The following is a 17773-nucleotide window of genomic DNA, read 5'->3' on the forward strand; positions in this document are numbered from 1 at the left end:
GTCAATAACGCTACTACAGAAGCGGGGTAAGCGACCTGTTTCTTAACAAGGGATTGATGGTTGCTGCATCCATAGTGTCTATGTAGCGGACATGAGTATTCTGAATTAAGAGAAACTATCTATTGGGCACCTCGATTTATTGATTTTTTGGAAGGGCACAGAGTTGCTATGTCATTAAGTTAGAAGACTATTGTGATTGAACCACTCTGTATAGGGGTACTTGTTTTATATTTTTTCACCCGCAAAGAACACTAATCAAACCCATCAATCGGAGCAAAGCCTTGACGTTGGACATTTTCTGTCACTACGCGAGGCTCCATAAATTGAAGAAGATAATCAGCACCACCAGCTTTTGACCCAACACCAGAGAGCTTAAAACCACCAAAAGGCTGGCGAGCAACAATGGCACCCGTAATCCCTCGATTAATATAGAGATTACCAACATCAAAAGTAGTTTGAGCTTGTTCTATATGGGCAGGGGTACGAGAATAGAGCCCCCCCGTGAGGGCGTAGTCAGTATTGTTAGCAATAGTCAACCCTTCTTCAAACGTTTTCGCCGAGATAACAGCAACGACAGGGCCAAAGATTTCTTGTTGAGCAATCTGCGCATCGGGAGAAACATTGATAAAAATAGTAGGACCAATAAAGTAACCAAAATCGGGAGGTTCGATTGAGAGAGCCAAACTACCCTCTTTTCTACCAATCTCAATAAATTTCTGAATTCGTTGTTGGGATACGGCATCAATCACCGGACCCACCTTAGTATCAGGATAATCTGCTGCTCCTACATTAAGAGAACGAGTAGCCTCAACCAGACGCTGAACAAATGTCTCATAGATAGTCTCTAAAACAATCACCCGTGAGCAAGCAGAACATTTTTGACCACTGTAGCCAAAAGCAGACTGCACCACACCTTGCACCGCTTGATCCAGGTCGGCACTAGAATCGACAATAATGGCGTTTTTGCCCCCCATTTCAGCAATGACTCGTTTGAGGTGATACTGGCCAGGCCTTAGCTGAGCAGCATCTGCATAAATACGACAACCCACCTCCCTGGACCCCGTAAATGCAATCAGGTGAATGTCGGGATGTTGAACGAGATGGGCCCCTACGGTCGAACCTTTAGCAAATAACAGTTGGAAAACACCTGGAGGGAAACCGGCTGCAATTAAAATCTCAGCCAGTTTAGCAGCAATAATCGCGGAATTTTCAGCAGGTTTGAGCAAGGTGCAATTGCCAGTGACAAGGGCAGCAACGGTCATGCCAGTTGCGATCGCAAGCGGAAAATTCCACGGCGAAATTACCAGCGCAATCCCCCTTGGGAAATAGCGATATCGATTTGTCTCCCCAGGCAGATCAGCTGCTTTTCCCTGCTCCAGCCGCTCCATCTCATCAGCATAATAATGACAGAAATCGATCGCTTCTGACACTTCCGCATCCGCCTCTCGCAACGGTTTACCGACCTCTAAAACAATCCAGGCAACCAATTCTGCACGGCGAGCTGCCATCGATTCACCTGCACGATGCAGACAGGCGATTCGTTCTGAAGTTGGGGTATGTCGCCAGCTGGCAACGGCAGCCTTAGCAGCGGCAACAGCCATATCCGCCTGGTTCGTATCCAGCAAGCCAATCTGACCCACAATCTCGACAGGATTCGAAGGGTTCACCGACGGCACCAGGGTTTCCGTTGGTAGGTATTGCCCATTCACCCAAGACCAATGGGTTTGGCCCAACTGATTACGAACCTGAGTTAGTGCCTGCTGGGCCGTTTGTCTGGCCAATCGCTGCGCATAGTCAGTATCGGGAGCATTGGCAAATTGTTCCACAGGGATAGGGTCAGCAGGTTGCACATCGACTTCGGCAAAGGTGGGTTTAGCCAGGAGATCTTCTGTCGGTGTTGCGTCTAACCTTTGCCGCAGGAATGAGGTATTGGCGGTGTTCTCCAGCAGGCGACGAATCAGGTAGGCCATGCCAGGGATGAGTTTACCGTAGGGGCAATAGACACGGACACGATAGTCGCGCTTGGCTAGAGCAACAGCGAGTTTATCGGCCATGCCATAAAGAACTTGCAGCTCAATGCGGCGTTTGGGAATTTGCAGGGCATCGGCAATGGCCATGGCATGGGCTTGCGATCGCACATTATGGCTACCAATCGCGGCGTACACTACCTGATGATTTTCCAACAGTAGCTGAGTCATCCGTTCAAAATTGGCATCGGTCGAAACTTTATGACGATAAACCGGCGGTGCCCAGCCATGCTGGATAGCCTTGATCATCTCCTGGTCCCAATAGGCACCTTTAACCAGCCTGACGGTGAGGGGAGTACCGCGCTCAGCCACCCACTGAAGAATCTCTTTCAAGTCTTGATAACTGTCTCTTAAATAAGCCTGTTGGGTCATTCCAATATCGCTACGCTGACGAAATTCATCTTCCATCAACACATCTTTCAGAATTGCCAGGGTAAGATCTTTGTAGACATATTGTTCCATGTCAAAATGGACAGCGATACCTAACTCCCCAGCTTTCCGCAACAATTTGCGGACACGTTCGCTAACCTTAGTTTGGGTGCCGATGGGGTCTAGAGGATCAAATTGGGAATAAAAGGCCGTTAGCTTGACTGAAACTTGAGCGTTGGGTAGGCGTTCCCTTCGACTTCGCTCAGGGGACACCGGCTGAGTAGGAAAGCGTGTAGCCAATTGTTCCATTAACAACAAATAACGATTGAGATAATCTTCGGCTTCTGTTTCAGTAATAACAGCTTCACCCAATAGATCGAGGGTAAAGGTGAGATTTTGTTTTTTAAGGTGCTTTAAACTCTTAAAAACTTGGTCGATCGTTTCGCCTGCAATATATTTTTTGGCCAGTGTGGCGACTGTTGTGGAGAAGGTGGTGGCCGCCAGATGACCAGGCACTGAATCGGGTTGGGTAAAGTTGAGCAGCGCTTTGAGGGGGGCGGGTAGCTCAACGATGTCTTGCCCTAGATAATCATCCATATGACGGGCGATTTCGGTTTTATCGGAGAGGGCCGGGAGACAGTCGATCAGGCGAAATAATTGAACGCGCAGGCCAGGATTGGCCATGGCGAAGCCGAGTAGCTGGTCGTGGAGTTGGATGCGATCGCGAATTTGTCCGAGCCAACCCTGGCGCTCTTGGGTTTTAGCCAGCAGCTCTTTGGCAATGGTTTGGGTGGTAGTTTCGTAGGCAGGCGCAGCGGTGGGTGTGGTGGGTGTATCTTGGACGACCATGGGGTTGACCTCCGATTGTGCGAGTGCCTACTTCCCATTGTGTTCACTAGCTAAAGTTTTGTTTGTAATTTCTGCATCTTTGTTGCAAACGGATAGTTTTGTTTACAGTAACCTCTACAGTTCAGCCGCCTGGAAAATATCATCCGTCATCAGCTCTAGTTCAGGAAAAACAGATGAGTGCAACTGCTGTCCTGGCTAGCTCAGCCTAGAAATAGTTATTGTGATGACGTAACGAAGATTTCAAACAGTAGGTCGGGTTGAATTTATGAAACCCGACTTGCCGCAATCTCCCAATGCCAACCTTTAGGAATGAATGGTGTACATTTATTCGATCGCAATTATTCATTGGTAAATTGCGATCGCGAGGACAATTGGCGGGGTGTTGGGTTTCGCAGGCTCAACGCCAACCTACGGGTCTCGGCGATATGCGTGATTTGGAGGGAATATATAAAATTTGCAATTTCTGTGTGTCGGTAATTTGCCAATGGTTGAGATACATGCAATCTCAATTCATCGGTTAACGATCGCGAGAACAATTGGCGGGGTGTTGGGTTTCGCAGGCTCAACTATCATTCTCGATTGAGACTTCAAGAGGCGTTTTGCCCTTTTTGTTTTCAAGATTTGTGTCTGCACCATTGTCAACTAATATTTTTGCAACCTCATCATGATTTGACATAGCTGCATAATGCAGTGGTGTATTTCCTCTATTATCTCTGACATTAATATCGGCTTTAACATCGATCAGGAACTCAACCATCTTGACGTGATTTAATTTAGCAGGGAGGTGAAGTGCAGTTTGTCCTGTTCGACTATTTTTTGCATCAACAGAAATGCCTTGCTCATATAGAAAGTTGACGAGTTGTATATGATTTTTAGATGCCGCACCTGCTAATGCAGACTCATAGATCCTTTCCAGATGAACGCCTTTTTCAAATAGAACCCTGAATATCGCCAGATCTCCGTCAAGGGCTGCGCCAACAATTCGACTTCCATCAAACTCATAGATAGTATTTTCATTCTCCAAAAACAATGTTAAAAACTCGGGTCGATTGTATACGATTGTAAGATTGAGAGGTGAAGCAGATACATTGTCTGCCCAGTTCACATTTGCTCCATTCTCAAACAACAACTTTGTGATTTCAAAATTTCCCGCTCTGACTGACACATCCAAGGCTGTTGTTCCAGTACTCGAATCCATAATAATCGGTACATATGGACGTTTTTTGCCAGCATCGACATTAACGCCTAAGTCAATCAGCTTAGACACGACTTCATAGTTTTCCTTTTCTGTCGCACACATAATTAACGGTGTACGACCTAGATAAGCTGAGGGACTTCCACCAGTGCTCAAATAGGTATTGAGCACTTCTATGTTTTCACACGCCTGGGAGAGTGGCCCAATATTGACGAGGCCAAGTATTCCCCAGCGAAACCGATAAAATCCGAGGACTAGGGCAATGAAGACCAGAAAGACAATCCGTCTTCTAGTAGCTTGAGATACTGGCATATCATGAAGCCTAAAATCAATTTAGAACTACAGCTAAGCAACAGCTTATACAAGCCTGGTTATAAACTTAGCACCCACGGGTAGCATTTTCCTTCACATCGCACCATACACCCCATAGGCAACAATCTTCTCTGCCAACCGTTGCGCCAACCACGCATTCGCCTCCCCCAACGCCTCCAAAATCATCTCTGCCTCAACTCCATACTGCCGAATCTTTTCCACTCCCCAATGCTTCGGCGGTTTCTGCAAATTACTAATGCGATCCGCCAGTTTCACCATCCATACCGCCTCAGGTTGCTGCCGAATCCGCTGCAAACTATCTGCCATCTGCGCCTCCTTCGGCAGCGCAACATCCTTACTCAAGGCCAACACCCCAGCCGCCACCTCTGGCCCAAACTCGGACACAAGCACCTCATGGGTCACCGCCGTATCCTCAATCGTGTCGTGTAACAGTGCACACTGCACCGCTAAATCCGGCTGCTGCACCGTCGGTGTCGCCGCAATGGCCCGCATCACCTCCATGGCCACATTTCCCAAATGGTTAATGTACGGTCGTTCCGTTCCCGGCACCCGCTGCCTCCTATGGGCATCCGCCGCAAAATTCCACGCCTTGGTATACATATCCGGAGTCCATAGGGTCATTACGAAACACCCACAATGCAAATAAAGTTGATAGGTTCGGGGCACACTACCTACAGACTAGTTACAACACAAGTATTCTCCATTGAGGAAACTACCATAGTGCCCCCCATAACTCAGCGTGTATCTCCTGTATCATTACTCGCCCTGGTCCTGGCTATGCTGATGGCAAAACCAGCGGTCTCCCAAACCACCCTGCGCATTATGGCTGCCAACACGAGCAGTGGCAATCGCCAATCGTACGATCCAGGCGAAGGTACTCGCATCTTTCAAGGATTAACACCCGACATTGTTTTAATCCAAGAATTTAACATTGGCAATAACTCTGATAGCGACATTACAGCCTGGGTTAAAAGCACCTTTGGAGACGAGTTCTCTTATTACAGAGAAGACGATGCCCAAATCCCCAACGGTGTCATCAGCCGCTATCCCATCCTTGACTCGGGGGAATGGGATGACCCCGCCGTCAGCAACCGTGACTTTGCCTGGGCCAAAATTGATCTGCCGGGGGACCAAGATCTATGGGCCATCAGTGTTCACTTTCTCACTCGCAGTGCAAATACACGTAATATTCAAGCCAATGCTTTAATCGAGTTTGTTGAAGATAATGTGCCTAACGAAGACTTATTGGTCATTGGTGGAGATCTAAATACTCGTAATATCACAGAAACCGCATTGCGAACTCTAGGAACGGTGGTCAATACTCGCCCTCCCTATCCCGTGGATCAAAATGGGGATGGCGATACTAATTCAAGCCGTCGTCGTCCCTATGATTGGGTTTTTGCCGATGTTGATTTGCAAGAATATGAAGTGCCCGTCACCATTGGAGAGAATACATTTTCTAATGGCCTAGTTTTTGACAGCCGTGTTTATTCTCCCCTATCAGATGTCGCACCTGTTCGTCGCAACGACAGCGGTGCTCGCAACATGCAACATATGGCTGTTATTAGAGACTTTTTGATTGCTGAAGAGACCGGTATTGCACCTCCACTGATGAGCTGCCAACCAATCACAGGCAGAGTTAGCAACGACGAATGGCAACATTATTATATTGATGTACCTGATGGGACCGCTCAACTGGAGTTGCAAATGCTCGGCACTGAAGCAGCAGCGGGTGATGTGGACCTGTATGTGAGGAAAGACGACAAACCCACCCTGGGTAGATATGACTTTCGTCCCTGGTTAAATGGTAGCGACGAAACGATTACCGTGAACAGTCAAACTCGGCCAGCATTGAGCAGTGGCCTTTGGTATATCGGCACCTATGGTTATTGGGGTGGAGAGTATTCGCTAACGGCAGTCGTCGACAGTTGCGAGGAGTAAACTGGAAAGTATTCGCTAACGGCAATCGTCGACAGTTGCGAGGAGTAAACTGGGCAAGGGAGATGGATGCCTTGCAATACCAGGGCACTTATTGGCCCAACATTTGTAACTTATACAAACTTGCATAGAGACCATCTGCGGCTAATAGTTCATCGTGGCTACCCTGTTCTGCCAGATGTCCTTGTTTCAACACTAAAATGCGATCCACATTGCGAATTGTCGATAGGCGGTGGGCAATAATAATTGCTGTTCGGTTCTCCAATAGCGTATTTAAGGCCGACTGAATCTTCGCCTCTGTGCCCACATCCAGGTTTGCGGTTGCCTCATCCAACACCAGAATGCCAGGGTTCCGGATCGCTGCACGGGCAAAGGCTAATAGCTGTTTTTCACCACCGGAAAGATTAGTGCCTCGCTCTCGTAACAGGGTGTCATAGCCTTGGGGTAACTGTTCGATAAAGCTGGCCACATTGGTGGATTCGGCGGCATGGCGAATCTGCGCCGGGGTGTATTCTTCACCCAAGGTGATATTGCTACTTACGTCTCCAGAGAAGATAAATCCATCTTGCAAAATGATGGCCATGCGCTGGCGCAAATCGCTCTGGGCCAGGTCACGAATATCAACGCCATCGAGCAAAATTTGGCCATCGTTGACTTCATACAGGCGACAAAGCAAGCGAATAATTGAACTTTTTCCGGCTCCTGTTGGCCCGACTAATGCCACTTTCTCACCGGGGCGAATGGTGAAATCTAAATCACGTAAAACATATTCATCGGCTTTATAACCAAAGTTCACATGGTTAAAGCGAATCTCACCTGGTAAGACATTATCGTTCTCGTCAGTGGGTTCGGGCAACACTGCCGGATCATCACTATCTTTAATGTCGATCGGTTCATCTAACAAATCGTTCAAACGCTCAACCGCAGTAAATCCAGCTTGAATGGCGGTGAATTTATCGGCAAACTGGCGCAGTGGTTCGAATAACCGCTGAGCAAACAGGATAAACGTGGTTAGGGTGCCGATTTCCATGTTCTCGCCCAGCACTAGCCAGCCACCAAAACCAAGAACACTGGCGATCGCAACCAACGCGATCCATTCCAATGTGGCTGATACCGCCGAATCGTAAAAGATGGTGCGATCCACCGCCAGCATGTAACGTTCATTGGTAGTTCGAAACAGATTGGCATTAAAACTCTCACGCCGGAATAGCTGAACTACTTCAATGCCGGCAATATTCTCCTGTAAATTTGAATTCAGTGCCGACAGCTCCTCACGGGCCTGATAATTGGCTTTGCGATACTGTTGCTGAAAATAAATAATAATGGCTGTCACAGGCACCAGCAACAACATCAGCATCAAGCCCAAGCGCCAGTCGATCAGCAACATGAGCACCACCGACACCACGATCGAAAACATGTCGCTAAAGATGCCGATTGCCCCGGTGGAAAACACATCTCCCAAGGCATTGACATCGCTAGTCAAACGGGTGATCAGCCGACCCACAGGCGTGCGATCAAAAAATCGCATCGATAGGGCCATGACATGGTGAAACATGTCATTACGAATATTGCGGGTGATGTCCTGCCCCACCTTTTGCACCAAAAAACTCTGCCAGCCATCCAGGGCTAGTCGGGTGCCTATGCATAACAGCAACAGCACAATCAGGATATTTAACCCTTCTTGCAGAGACCGCTCTGTTAAAAAGCTCCAGGCTCCAGATTCTTGGCCAACGAGCGAAATCGCTTGACCAATTAGTACTGGCTGAAATGCCTGGGCAAAGGCCAGTGGAACCAGTAAAAGCAGGGGTAACACCAGGTGCCTTTTCTCCCGAAGAATATAGGGGAGAAGGCGCTGGAAAAGCTGCCAATCGTAAGTTGAACCCTTGCGGGGAGTTGTGACGGAAGGAGAAACCATTGGGGTGAGAAAGAAGGGAAGAAGGGCACACATCGGTGCGCCCCTACAAACAACGGTCAAAAAACAGCAGCACTTAAGCCACCACCGTCAATTGCTGTCGAATCAAATCAACATACTCGCTCAAATTATCCACATTCAGACGATAGCTCAAAGGATGGGCCACCAACCGAGCCGTGCTTTCAAACAGCACTTCCAACTCCATCAGGTTGTTCTCTTTTAGCGTACGTCCTGTGGAAACCAAGTCCACAATTGCTTCGGACATGCCGGTGATGGGGCCTAATTCTACGGAACCATACAGAGGGATAATTTCAACGGGCAAGTCAATGCTTTGGAAGTAGCGACGGGCGCTATTGACAAATTTGGAGGCAACGCGGCAGTGGGGGGGCAGGTCCAGGGCAGAACGATAGGGACCATCTTGCTTAACCGCCACAGAAAAACGACAGCCGCCAAAGCCTAAATCAGCGAGCTGAGCTACATTGGGCTCTTTTTCGTAGAGCACGTCATAGCCAACGATACCGAGCTGAGCCTGACCGTATTCGACATAGACTGGGACATCCTGAGCTCTTACCAATAGGCCTTTGGCGCGACCGCTGCTTTCAAGAATTTGTAACTGGCGGTTGCTGCTGTCTAAAAATCCACTGAAGTCTAACCCGGCCCCTTGCAGCATCCGGATAGTGTCTTTGAGCAATGAGCCCTTCGGTAGTGCAACGGTAATCATGGGGGCGCTGGTGAGTACTGATGGGTAACTATGTGTAGCTATTGTAACAATTGAATTGGCAGGTTAAGTGGCAGGACCAATGGCGGCGGCGGCGGCTTCGGCGGCGATCGCAACATGGGTCCAATGGGTGCCTCCCTGGCAATAAACCACATAGGGTTCGCGCAAAGGTCCATCGGCTGAAAGCTCCGAAGTACTGCCATCAATGAAGGTACCACCGGCCATCACTAACTGACTGTCATATCCCGGCATGCCAGCAGGTACCGGCTCCACATAGGCTTCCACGGGGGAATGCTGCTGAATTGCTCTGCAAAAAGCCACCAATTTATCGGGGTCTTCCAAACGTATCGCTTGAATCACATCCCGCTGAGGCGCATCGACCGCTGGATTCACGGCATAGCCTAGCTGACTAAATGTGTGGGCCAATAGGTAATTGCCCTTTAAGGCCTCACCCACCATTTGCGGTGCTAGAAAAAGCCCCTGGAAAAGCAATCGATTTTGATTCAGCGTAGACCCACCAGAGCTACCAATGCCTGGCGAAGTGAGCCGACAGGTGGCGGCTTCCACCAGGTCAGCGCGTCCAGCTACATATCCCCCTGTGGTCACAATTGTACCGCCGGGGTTTTTGATCAGCGAACCCGCCATCAGATCTGCCCCCACTGCCGTGGGTTCACAGGTCTCTACAAACTCGCCATAGCAGTTATCGACCAAACAAACGGTGTCAGGGTTTTGGGCTTTGACCGCCCGGACAATTTGACCAATTTCGTCGACAGTCAGGCTGCTGCGCCAGCTATAGCCGCACGACCGCTGAATCAACACCATTTTGGTATTGGGACGAATCGCTGTGGCCAAACCAGACCAATCAATACCTCCCTCAGAGGTGAGGGGCATCTGCCGGTAGCTAATACCAAAATCCTTGAGTGACCCCTGGCCATTGCCTCGCACACCGATGACTTCTTCCAAGGTGTCATAGGGAGCGCCAGTAACCGCCAGGAGTTCATCACCAGGTCGCAGCACCCCAAAAAGGGCACAGGTAATGGCATGGGTTCCGGAGACAAACTGCACCCTGACAGCTGCGGCTTCCGCCTCAACCACAGTAGCAAACACTTGATCTAGAGTTTGCCGTCCCAAATCATCATGACCATACCCTGAAACCCCTGAAAAATGGTGCGTTCCCACCTTATGTTGTCGAAACGCTGCCAAGATTCGAGCAACATTTTTCTTGACCTGGGAGTCAATTGCATAAAAAATCGAAAATAGTGCTTGTTCTGTCGGCTGCAGTGTCTTCAGGCTATTCACTCGCTTTCCTGGGCTAATGACGCGGGCTCTAATTGTGACGCAAGTTGGCCCCTACGTTAACGCTGAGATTTTTACATGACTGTTGCAAACGTTCCAAAACCTCCTATTAATTGGCCTACAGCGATCTTTATGGTCGCTGTACACAGCATTGCCCTATTGGCATTCTTACCTTCAAACTTTAGTTGGAGCGCTATAGCGGTAGCGCTCTTTTTACATTGGGTGACAGGTTGTTTAGGAATTACCTTAGGGTGGCATCGTCTGGTGGCCCACCGTAGTTTTACGGTACCTAAGTGGCTGGAGTATTTTTTTGTCTTCTGCGGCAGTCTAGCTTGTCAGCATGGTCCCATTGAGTGGATTGGCCTGCATCGGCATCACCATGCCCATTCTGACCAGCCGGTTGACCACCATAGCTCTACCAAGGGCTTCTGGTGGAGCCACATGGGCTGGATTTTCTATGAAGTGCCCGCTGATGGTGACGTTCCCCGGCTGACTAAAGATATTGCTAGGGATCCGTTCTATCTGTTCTGCGAAAATTACTTTTTGCTAATGCAGATTGCTTTGGGTTTGCTGCTGTATGTCATCGGTGGTTGGTCTTTTGTCCTGTGGGGCATTTTTGTACGTCTCGTTGCGGTTTACCACTGCACCTGGTTTGTCAACAGCGCCACCCACAAGTTTGGCTATAAAACCTTCGAATCCAACGACTACTCCACCAACTGCTGGTGGGTGGCTGTCGTCACCTACGGAGAAGGCTGGCACAATAACCATCATGCTTTCCAGTTCTCAGCTCGCCATGGCCTTAAGTGGTGGGAAATTGATGTCACCTGGATGACGATTCAACTGCTCTCTAAGTTGGGGCTGGCCACCAAGGTCAAAATACCCAAGCAAGAAGATGTACAGGCGGCTTTATTGAGTTAGCTTAGGCAACCGGCCACCATCAACGGCGCGATGTCAAAATAGCGCCGCCCGCTAAACCGGCTAGTAATACAGCCAAAATCCTAAATGATGTGGACAGGAGCAGCCAAAATCCTGAGATAGCCAGCAATATAGCTATGATTACCAGCAACCCTAGCCAACTAGATGCAGGTAACTGGCTATATTGCTTCCATTGATGACCTGTCCAACGCCATAGGCGACGATATGGATGGGCTCCTGATAGCTGTTCTAGACCGAAGCCACCATCTCGAATCACATAGATTTGCTGACAGCGATCGCAACCAAACGCTTCAGTCAGAGTGATCTCCTTAATCGTGCCTCGATGACGGCAGGTCGGGCAGGGGTAGACCTCGCTCAAATCTATCTTTTGAACTAGCTTTTGGGAGCGCAGGGCTCGATCCTTAAAAAACTGGCGATAGCGCAACACTAGTGTGAAAAGAAGGGGCGTTAAGAACTGGAGTTAATGCGAGACCTTTGTCTATAAATGCACCTAAGCCAAGCCTTGTGGCACCTAAGCCAAGCCTTGTGAGCTTCATTCTAACCAGCTCAAGAACCTTAGGCATTGCAGCGGTCGACTACATTCTTCCTATTCCCAAAATAGCCACTACTTTCAGGAATGCGACTGATTGTTAAGATCGATTTTAGAGTTGATACAGGTTGTAATTTTATTTACGATCAATACTATCTATTGAAAAAAAAATCTTACAGCTTTCTCCATAAACTTACCGTTTTCAAAAAACTCCCATTAAGATATATGCGTGGGTAGCAATTTTTAGCAACGAATTCCCGTAGATTGTCTACAGTTTTCGTATGCTAAAAGTTGCTACCCAACATGGCATTCGACCTTGGTATGTTACCGGCGGTCGGATTGTCGTATCTCCTTATAACTCCTGTGATTTGGGTGGCCTTGGTCCACCCTTTTTTTTGGCCAGTAACGCTTATACACTGGGAGGTCAGCTATATTCTGACCGTTTCCCTCACACGTTAGATGTTAGATTAAGGATTTGAATGCTTTTCTGGGCTGATACAAGCTATCACCGTTATTCCATCAGCCTGCCCATAGTGACATTTTATTATTTAGGCCCCATCCATGGGGCCCCCCTTTTAAATCTAGCCAATGGCAACCCCGTTTGATATCACTCTGCAAATTGTATTAGCGGTCCTAGCTGGTATCACCGCCCAGGTTGTCGCTGAATATTTGCGGTTACCGAGCATTATTTTTCTACTCAGTTTCGGGGTGCTTTTAGGGCCTGACACATTGCAGATCATTGACCCTAAGGTGCTGGGGTCAGGGTTAGAAGTTATTGTCTCTCTGTGTGTTGCGCTGATTTTATTTGAGGGTGGCCTCAATTTAGAACTCAAAGAACTGGGCCAGGTATCTGGCAGTCTACGTAATTTAATTACCATCGGTACGTTTATTACCTTGCTGGGGGGTGGCATGGCAGCCCACTGGTTTGGTGAATTCCCCTGGCCCCTGGCTTTTTTGTATGGTTCGCTGGTGGTGGTTACGGGGCCAACGGTAATCACCCCTTTGCTACGTCAGGTGCAGGTGGAGAAAAAAGTTGCCACTATCTTAGAAGGCGAGGGCGTACTGATTGATCCGGTGGGGGCCATTTTAGCCGTCGTCGTCCTTGATATTTTGCTCAACGGTGACACCGATGTGGGGTTCATTGTGGGTGGATTGGCCCAGCGGCTCAGTATTGGTGCTGTCATTGGCGGTGTGGGCGGTGCTTTGCTAGGGCAGTTTCTCAAACGCGCCGATTTTTTGTCAGAAGAATTGCGTAACCTGGTGGTGCTGGCTAGCGTATGGGGTCTGTTTGGACTGGCCCAAGAAGTGCGCAGCGAATCTGGATTAATGGCCGCCGTCACCGCTGGTCTAGTCTTACGGGCGTTATCGGTGCCAGATGAACGGCTATTACGCAGATTTAAGGGCCAGCTAACCGTCTTTTCTGTTTCGGTTTTATTTATTTTGCTGGCCGCAGACCTGTCCATTGACAGTGTGTTTGCTTTAGGTGTGGGCTCAGTATTCACAGTTTTGGCACTGATGCTGTTGGTACGCCCCCTCAATATTTATGCCTGTACCCTCAATAGTGATCTCAACTGGCGGCAAAAGATTTTCCTCAGTTGGATTGCCCCCCGCGGCATCGTATCGGCTTCAGTTGCTTCCTTGTTTGCAATTTTGCTCACCGATCGGGGCATCAACGGTGGTGATTCCATTAAAGCCTTGGTATTTCTGACCATCATCATGACTGTCTTTATCCAAGGACTGACGGCCCGTAGTGTGGCAAAATTTCTAGGCATTACCCAAGCCGATGCCACTGGTGTGGTGATCGTAGGGTGTAACCCTGTGGGTCGTTTGGTCGGGCGATTATTTAACCAGCAGGGGGAATCAGTCGTCATGTTTGATACCGATGAAGAGGCGTGCGAGCTGGCTAAACAAGATGGCCTCCGGGTTTATTTGAGCAGTGCTTTGGACGCCGAACTGCTGGATGAAGCAGGGCTCAGTTCCATTGGTACCTTTTTAGCCCTAACGACCAATGGAGAAGTGAATTCGGTGGTGGCCGAAAGAGCCGCTGAAGAATTTCAGCCCCCCCGTGTTTTGGCGGTATTGCCCCGCAGCGACAAGGAAACGGAACCAAAAGCCAATGGCAAAGGGAGTAAGGTTAGGCCGACACCCCTTGCCATCAAAACCTGGAATACATATTTAAAAGATGACGCCGCTGAATTAAAAACCACCCAACTGCAAAATGAGGATTTTGAAAAACAGCGCGAGCAACTGAACAAATTGATTACCAGTGGTGATTTGCTGCCTATTACCGTGCAGCGCAATGGCAAGCTAGATGTGGTTTTAGGGCAAGGGACCTGGCAACCAGGGGATACGGTTACCTACCTAATGCACGATCCGACGCCCCAACTCCTGAGACGCTTATCTGGCGGTAAACGTACCGGACGTTTGGTGACGGATACCCTGCCCCCCTCTGCAGCACCTGCGCCTTCTCTAGATCAGCAGTCTAGTGCCACCAACGTGGCTGATGCTGGGGAAACGCAGGATAAACCTTCAGGCGGCGTGCAAACACCATAAGAGCGATCGCAACTGGCCACCCATGCCACACTTTTTCCCTAAATTGTCTATGCTGATCCCAGTATTCAGACCCAGTGCAGATCTATTAGATTCCTGACTTTTTCTTACTGATTAGCCAAGTGCCCCATTGCACTTGGGAATAGTGCTCTCAACGTGCCATGTCTAACTCTCCTGAGCTATCTCCCCAGCGCCCATCTTTGGTCAAAACCACTCTGCGTAAACTCAAGGAACTCGTCACCAGTCCCTACGGTGTGGCTGCGATTGCCTCCCTGAGCTTCCATGGTGTGCTGTTTGCGGCTATGCCTCGTTTTTCCTCAGCATCCTTCGCCGCCTTTAGTGAAGAAGAGGTGGCAGATGCACCTCGCACTGTCCCTCTGGTAACCCTATCTCCGGCGGAGCAGGGCCGACTGCCTGATTTCAATCGTTCACGACTACCGGCCATTCCTGATATTAATTCGCGCCCTTCCATCAATAACTTGCCCAATGCAAGTTCCCTTAACCGTTCTAATATTTTTACGCGGCCAAATATTTTTAATCGCTCCAGCAGCAATCGCACAACGAATCCATCCCTCAGCTCACCCAATACCCTGAGGCGCAACCGCCCTTTCCAGAATCCCTACATTCCACGGCCCAATATTTCCATTCGAGATACGCCTACACAATCGGGTCAAAGTCGCGATCGCAAAACGACGACGATTACCATTCCAGCACCACCGCCCAGTGTGGTGCCCGAGATCGATACAGACCAGGACACGTTAGCGAGAGAACTCGAACTGGAACAACAGCAAGCTGAACAGGCCGCAGCGGAGCAAACTGAAGCCAATGAAGGACTGCCTGAGCTGCCTGAACAGTCTGACCAGGAAGCAACATCTGAGGATACCGAGAATACAGAGGTAGCGGCTAATCCAGAAGCCACAGACGAGCCCACACAACTGGAGCGGCTACAGGCGAAGTTTAATTATGATGCTGAAAGCACCACTCCAGAAGAAATAGCAGACAATTACGAAGCATGGGAAGCGCAAACTGACAGCGCTATGGATGGAGCTGTGGAAACCGCAGAAATCGGAGAACTAAACCTTGATGCCAGTTTTAACCTGTGTGCTCAAAATCCTCCCACCAATGGCGAAGTGGGTATTTTAGTAGCTCCAGACGGCACCCCCAGCAATCCGAAAGTCTTACGTAGCACAGGCTACGACTACCTTAACCAGGTAGCCATAGACACCCTGATGAATAGCGAATTTCCGGCTACGGAACAAGCCACTCGCTATCCCTTTGAGCTCATCGTCAACTACGACGCTGAGGCTTGCAAAAGTGCCGAAGAACTCTTAGAAATCGTACGAAACAGCGAACCAGATTCTACCGCACCAGATAATAGTCCTAACGAACCACCAGATAGTAACGAGCAGAGTCCTGGGGCAACGGAATAATAATAGAACCGCGATGCTTAAACTCGACGCGTCAGTGTCATCCCATGACTATCCGTGCCACAGGTACTAAGCAGATCATAGGTATCTGCCAGCTCTTGCACACGTTCTGTTTTTTTGGGTGTCGGTCGCCATTCAGGCGGGTGGTCGTAGGCATAATACGTTTCCACACCATCAATGCCCAAGGCGGCGGCAGCTGGAATCAGCTCTTCAGGGGGGCGGCGGTATCGCACTGGATGGGCCAAAACAGCAACCCCTCCAGCCGCTTGAATTGCCCGGATGACGACTGCGGCATCCCGGTCATTCCCGCTGGGAGATCCCCCTTGCAAATAATGCTTGAAGGCTGCATGTGCTGGATTAAACGCATAGCCCAGGATATGGACATCCACATCCAGCAAGCTAGATGTAATTTCAACACCACACCAAAGCCTGGGTAGTTTTGCCTGATGACTGGCCGACCAAGTTGACGGGTGCTTCCAACGCCAATTTTCCAACCATTGACAGGCTTGTTTATAGCCTTGAATCGTATGGTGGTCCGTAATGGAAAATCCCTTAAGTTGAAGACTAATAGCTTGCTCCATCAGCTCACCAGGACTAAGCTTCCCATCGGAGCAATGGGTATGCATATGAAAGTTGTAGTGATTGGGACAACTGTGGTGAGTAATCTGCTGAAAAACCTGTTGTAATTCTTGGGCAGATTGGCTAGTCAAAGGACGCGAACTGGGGTAGGCAGAGGGCTCAGCCATGGATAGAGCTAAAAACTATTGCATGATACTAATATACCCAAAACTCTTAGGCCATAAGGGCTGAAGAGCCTTCTACTCCGAGAATTATCATTCCAGAAGAGTGCAGCTAGATCGTCTAATACCTCTGAATTCGAGTTGTTGACATCGATCAACCTATTTCCCTTTATCAGGAAGGTAAATGCGATAAAACACCTCACTGACAAAGGAAAATAGCTCTATTGTTTGTTAATCGTTGGAGTTAGACAACTCTCTTAAATCAGTAGGCCCCATTCACCCAAATACCCCTTCTTAGGCAGCGTAATTGAACAGAGTATCTAGATAAACTTTGGACGTTCGACGATCGCTGTCACCGTTTTGCAGAAGGAATAACGACAGCGCTGCCGAAAATACCCGATCTTGATCCCATGCAGGATGATTCTCCAAATAGCCCTTTAAGGATTCATGGAGTTCTTCAGGAATCTCCGCCAGGATACTAACAGTAATTTTCATGGATGGGAAAACCTCAATAGTTGCAGCACGTCCGTCCTGAGAATGCACGGAATGTAACTGCAGGAGGGCAGCAAGAAATCATCAATCCCATTGAAAACACTGTGAACGTCAAAATCGCATGTCGTTGGGACCGTGATAACCCGGTGGTGGTCAAATAATTTTGCTAATGGCGAGAGGCATTGTCAACGTCAATATGATTGAGCATCTCACAATCACTTTTTTTAAAAGAACGAAGTCAATAGGGTTTTCAGCTTTTTTCTTAACATTACTTTGTCTTAAATCGACTCTTTCTCATAATTGTTAGATTCACGTTGCTATCCCCAGAACTGGAGCTACAGGTTTATCTTTCGTTCTAACCTGTGGAAAACTTGTGGAAAACCCCCGCCTACCTGTGGAAAACTTGTGGATTCCGTGGGGAAAAGTTTGCCAAAAGATAAGAATCAATTTCTTTGCAAAAAG

Annotated in this window: 13 protein-coding genes; 4 read left to right on the forward strand and 9 right to left on the reverse strand. The window is 48.8% G+C overall.

All coding sequences use genetic code 11. The features are described from left to right. Positions 1-251: 251 nt before the first annotated feature. From pruA to SPB21_RS21380, 3 genes are all read right to left on the reverse strand, one after another. The gene (gene pruA / locus SPB21_RS21370; protein ID WP_499867659.1) at positions 252-3245 is read right to left on the reverse strand and encodes an L-glutamate gamma-semialdehyde dehydrogenase; all 2994 of its coding nucleotides are present in this window, start codon (positions 3243-3245) and stop codon (positions 252-254) included. Between the two features lie 562 nt (positions 3246-3807). After that, positions 3808-4752: an ankyrin repeat domain-containing protein gene (locus tag SPB21_RS21375; protein ID WP_499867660.1), complete on the reverse strand. Its 945-nt coding sequence runs from the start codon at positions 4750-4752 to the stop codon at positions 3808-3810. Between the two features lie 93 nt (positions 4753-4845). Next, entirely contained in the window at positions 4846-5394 is a 549-nt protein-coding gene (locus SPB21_RS21380) for an HD domain-containing protein (RefSeq protein ID WP_499867661.1), read from the reverse strand. Positions 5395-5493: 99 nt separating this feature from the next. On the opposite strand from SPB21_RS21380, the gene SPB21_RS21385 reads away from it, so the two are divergent. Next, positions 5494-6714 (forward strand): pre-peptidase C-terminal domain-containing protein, encoded by a 1221-nt coding sequence (locus SPB21_RS21385; protein ID WP_499867662.1) that lies wholly within the window; start codon positions 5494-5496, stop codon positions 6712-6714. Positions 6715-6802: 88 nt separating this feature from the next. Here the strand turns inward: SPB21_RS21385 and SPB21_RS21390 are convergent, their stop codons facing one another. The 3 genes from SPB21_RS21390 to SPB21_RS21400 form a co-directional block, all read right to left on the reverse strand. After that, positions 6803-8626 carry an ABC transporter ATP-binding protein gene (locus SPB21_RS21390; protein WP_163699846.1) on the reverse strand — a complete coding sequence of 608 codons (1824 nt, stop codon included), beginning with the start codon at positions 8624-8626 and terminating at the stop codon, positions 6803-6805. A 73-nt stretch (positions 8627-8699) separates the two neighbouring features. After that, positions 8700-9344 (reverse strand): ATP phosphoribosyltransferase, encoded by a 645-nt coding sequence (gene hisG, locus SPB21_RS21395; protein WP_499867663.1) that lies wholly within the window; start codon positions 9342-9344, stop codon positions 8700-8702. A 63-nt stretch (positions 9345-9407) separates the two neighbouring features. Beyond that, positions 9408-10640, reverse strand: coding sequence for a methionine gamma-lyase family protein (locus tag SPB21_RS21400; protein WP_163662899.1), 1233 nt, complete (start codon positions 10638-10640; stop codon positions 9408-9410). A gap of 75 nt (positions 10641-10715) precedes the next feature. On the opposite strand from SPB21_RS21400, the gene SPB21_RS21405 reads away from it, so the two are divergent. Continuing rightward, on the forward strand, positions 10716-11555 hold the full coding sequence (locus SPB21_RS21405; RefSeq protein WP_499867664.1) for an acyl-CoA desaturase: 840 nt from the start codon (positions 10716-10718) through the stop codon (positions 11553-11555). Between the two features lie 19 nt (positions 11556-11574). On the opposite strand, the gene SPB21_RS21410 is transcribed toward SPB21_RS21405, so the two are convergent. Further along, positions 11575-12000 (reverse strand): hypothetical protein, encoded by a 426-nt coding sequence (locus tag SPB21_RS21410; protein ID WP_163662905.1) that lies wholly within the window; start codon positions 11998-12000, stop codon positions 11575-11577. Positions 12001-12690: 690 nt separating this feature from the next. On the opposite strand from SPB21_RS21410, the gene SPB21_RS21415 reads away from it, so the two are divergent. Then, a complete protein-coding gene (locus SPB21_RS21415) occupies positions 12691-14655 on the forward strand; it encodes a cation:proton antiporter (protein ID WP_163662907.1) in 1965 nt (654 codons plus the stop codon). A 158-nt stretch (positions 14656-14813) separates the two neighbouring features. Continuing rightward, the gene (locus SPB21_RS21420; protein WP_163662910.1) at positions 14814-16082 is read left to right on the forward strand and encodes an energy transducer TonB; all 1269 of its coding nucleotides are present in this window, start codon (positions 14814-14816) and stop codon (positions 16080-16082) included. A gap of 17 nt (positions 16083-16099) precedes the next feature. Here the strand turns inward: SPB21_RS21420 and SPB21_RS21425 are convergent, their stop codons facing one another. Next, the gene (locus SPB21_RS21425) at positions 16100-16825 is read right to left on the reverse strand and encodes a PHP domain-containing protein (protein WP_499867665.1); all 726 of its coding nucleotides are present in this window, start codon (positions 16823-16825) and stop codon (positions 16100-16102) included. Between the two features lie 288 nt (positions 16826-17113). Beyond that, positions 17114-17314 (reverse strand): DUF2811 domain-containing protein, encoded by a 201-nt coding sequence (locus SPB21_RS21430; RefSeq protein WP_006516492.1) that lies wholly within the window; start codon positions 17312-17314, stop codon positions 17114-17116. Positions 17315-17773: the final 459 nt, after the last annotated feature.

This window comes from Leptothoe sp. ISB3NOV94-8A (assembly GCF_043421595.1).
In the GTDB taxonomy this organism is placed as follows: Bacteria; Cyanobacteriota; Cyanobacteriia; order Phormidesmidales; family Phormidesmidaceae; genus Leptothoe; species Leptothoe turfae.

What these genes read in the sequence shown, in the direction of transcription:
- pruA (WP_499867659.1), bottom strand. Translation starts at nt 3,245, where the DNA reads ATGGTCGTCCAAGATACACCCACCACACCCACCGCTGCGCCTGCCTAC.
- SPB21_RS21375 (WP_499867660.1), bottom strand. Translation starts at nt 4,752, where the DNA reads ATGCCAGTATCTCAAGCTACTAGAAGACGGATTGTCTTTCTGGTCTTC.
- SPB21_RS21380 (WP_499867661.1), bottom strand. Translation starts at nt 5,394, where the DNA reads ATGACCCTATGGACTCCGGATATGTATACCAAGGCGTGGAATTTTGCG.
- SPB21_RS21390 (WP_163699846.1), bottom strand. Translation starts at nt 8,626, where the DNA reads ATGGTTTCTCCTTCCGTCACAACTCCCCGCAAGGGTTCAACTTACGAT.
- hisG (WP_499867663.1), bottom strand. Translation starts at nt 9,344, where the DNA reads ATGATTACCGTTGCACTACCGAAGGGCTCATTGCTCAAAGACACTATC.
- SPB21_RS21405 (WP_499867664.1), top strand. Translation starts at nt 10,716, where the DNA reads ATGACTGTTGCAAACGTTCCAAAACCTCCTATTAATTGGCCTACAGCG.
- SPB21_RS21415 (WP_163662907.1), top strand. Translation starts at nt 12,691, where the DNA reads ATGGCAACCCCGTTTGATATCACTCTGCAAATTGTATTAGCGGTCCTA.
- SPB21_RS21420 (WP_163662910.1), top strand. Translation starts at nt 14,814, where the DNA reads ATGTCTAACTCTCCTGAGCTATCTCCCCAGCGCCCATCTTTGGTCAAA.
- SPB21_RS21425 (WP_499867665.1), bottom strand. Translation starts at nt 16,825, where the DNA reads ATGGCTGAGCCCTCTGCCTACCCCAGTTCGCGTCCTTTGACTAGCCAA.
- SPB21_RS21430 (WP_006516492.1), bottom strand. Translation starts at nt 17,314, where the DNA reads ATGAAAATTACTGTTAGTATCCTGGCGGAGATTCCTGAAGAACTCCAT.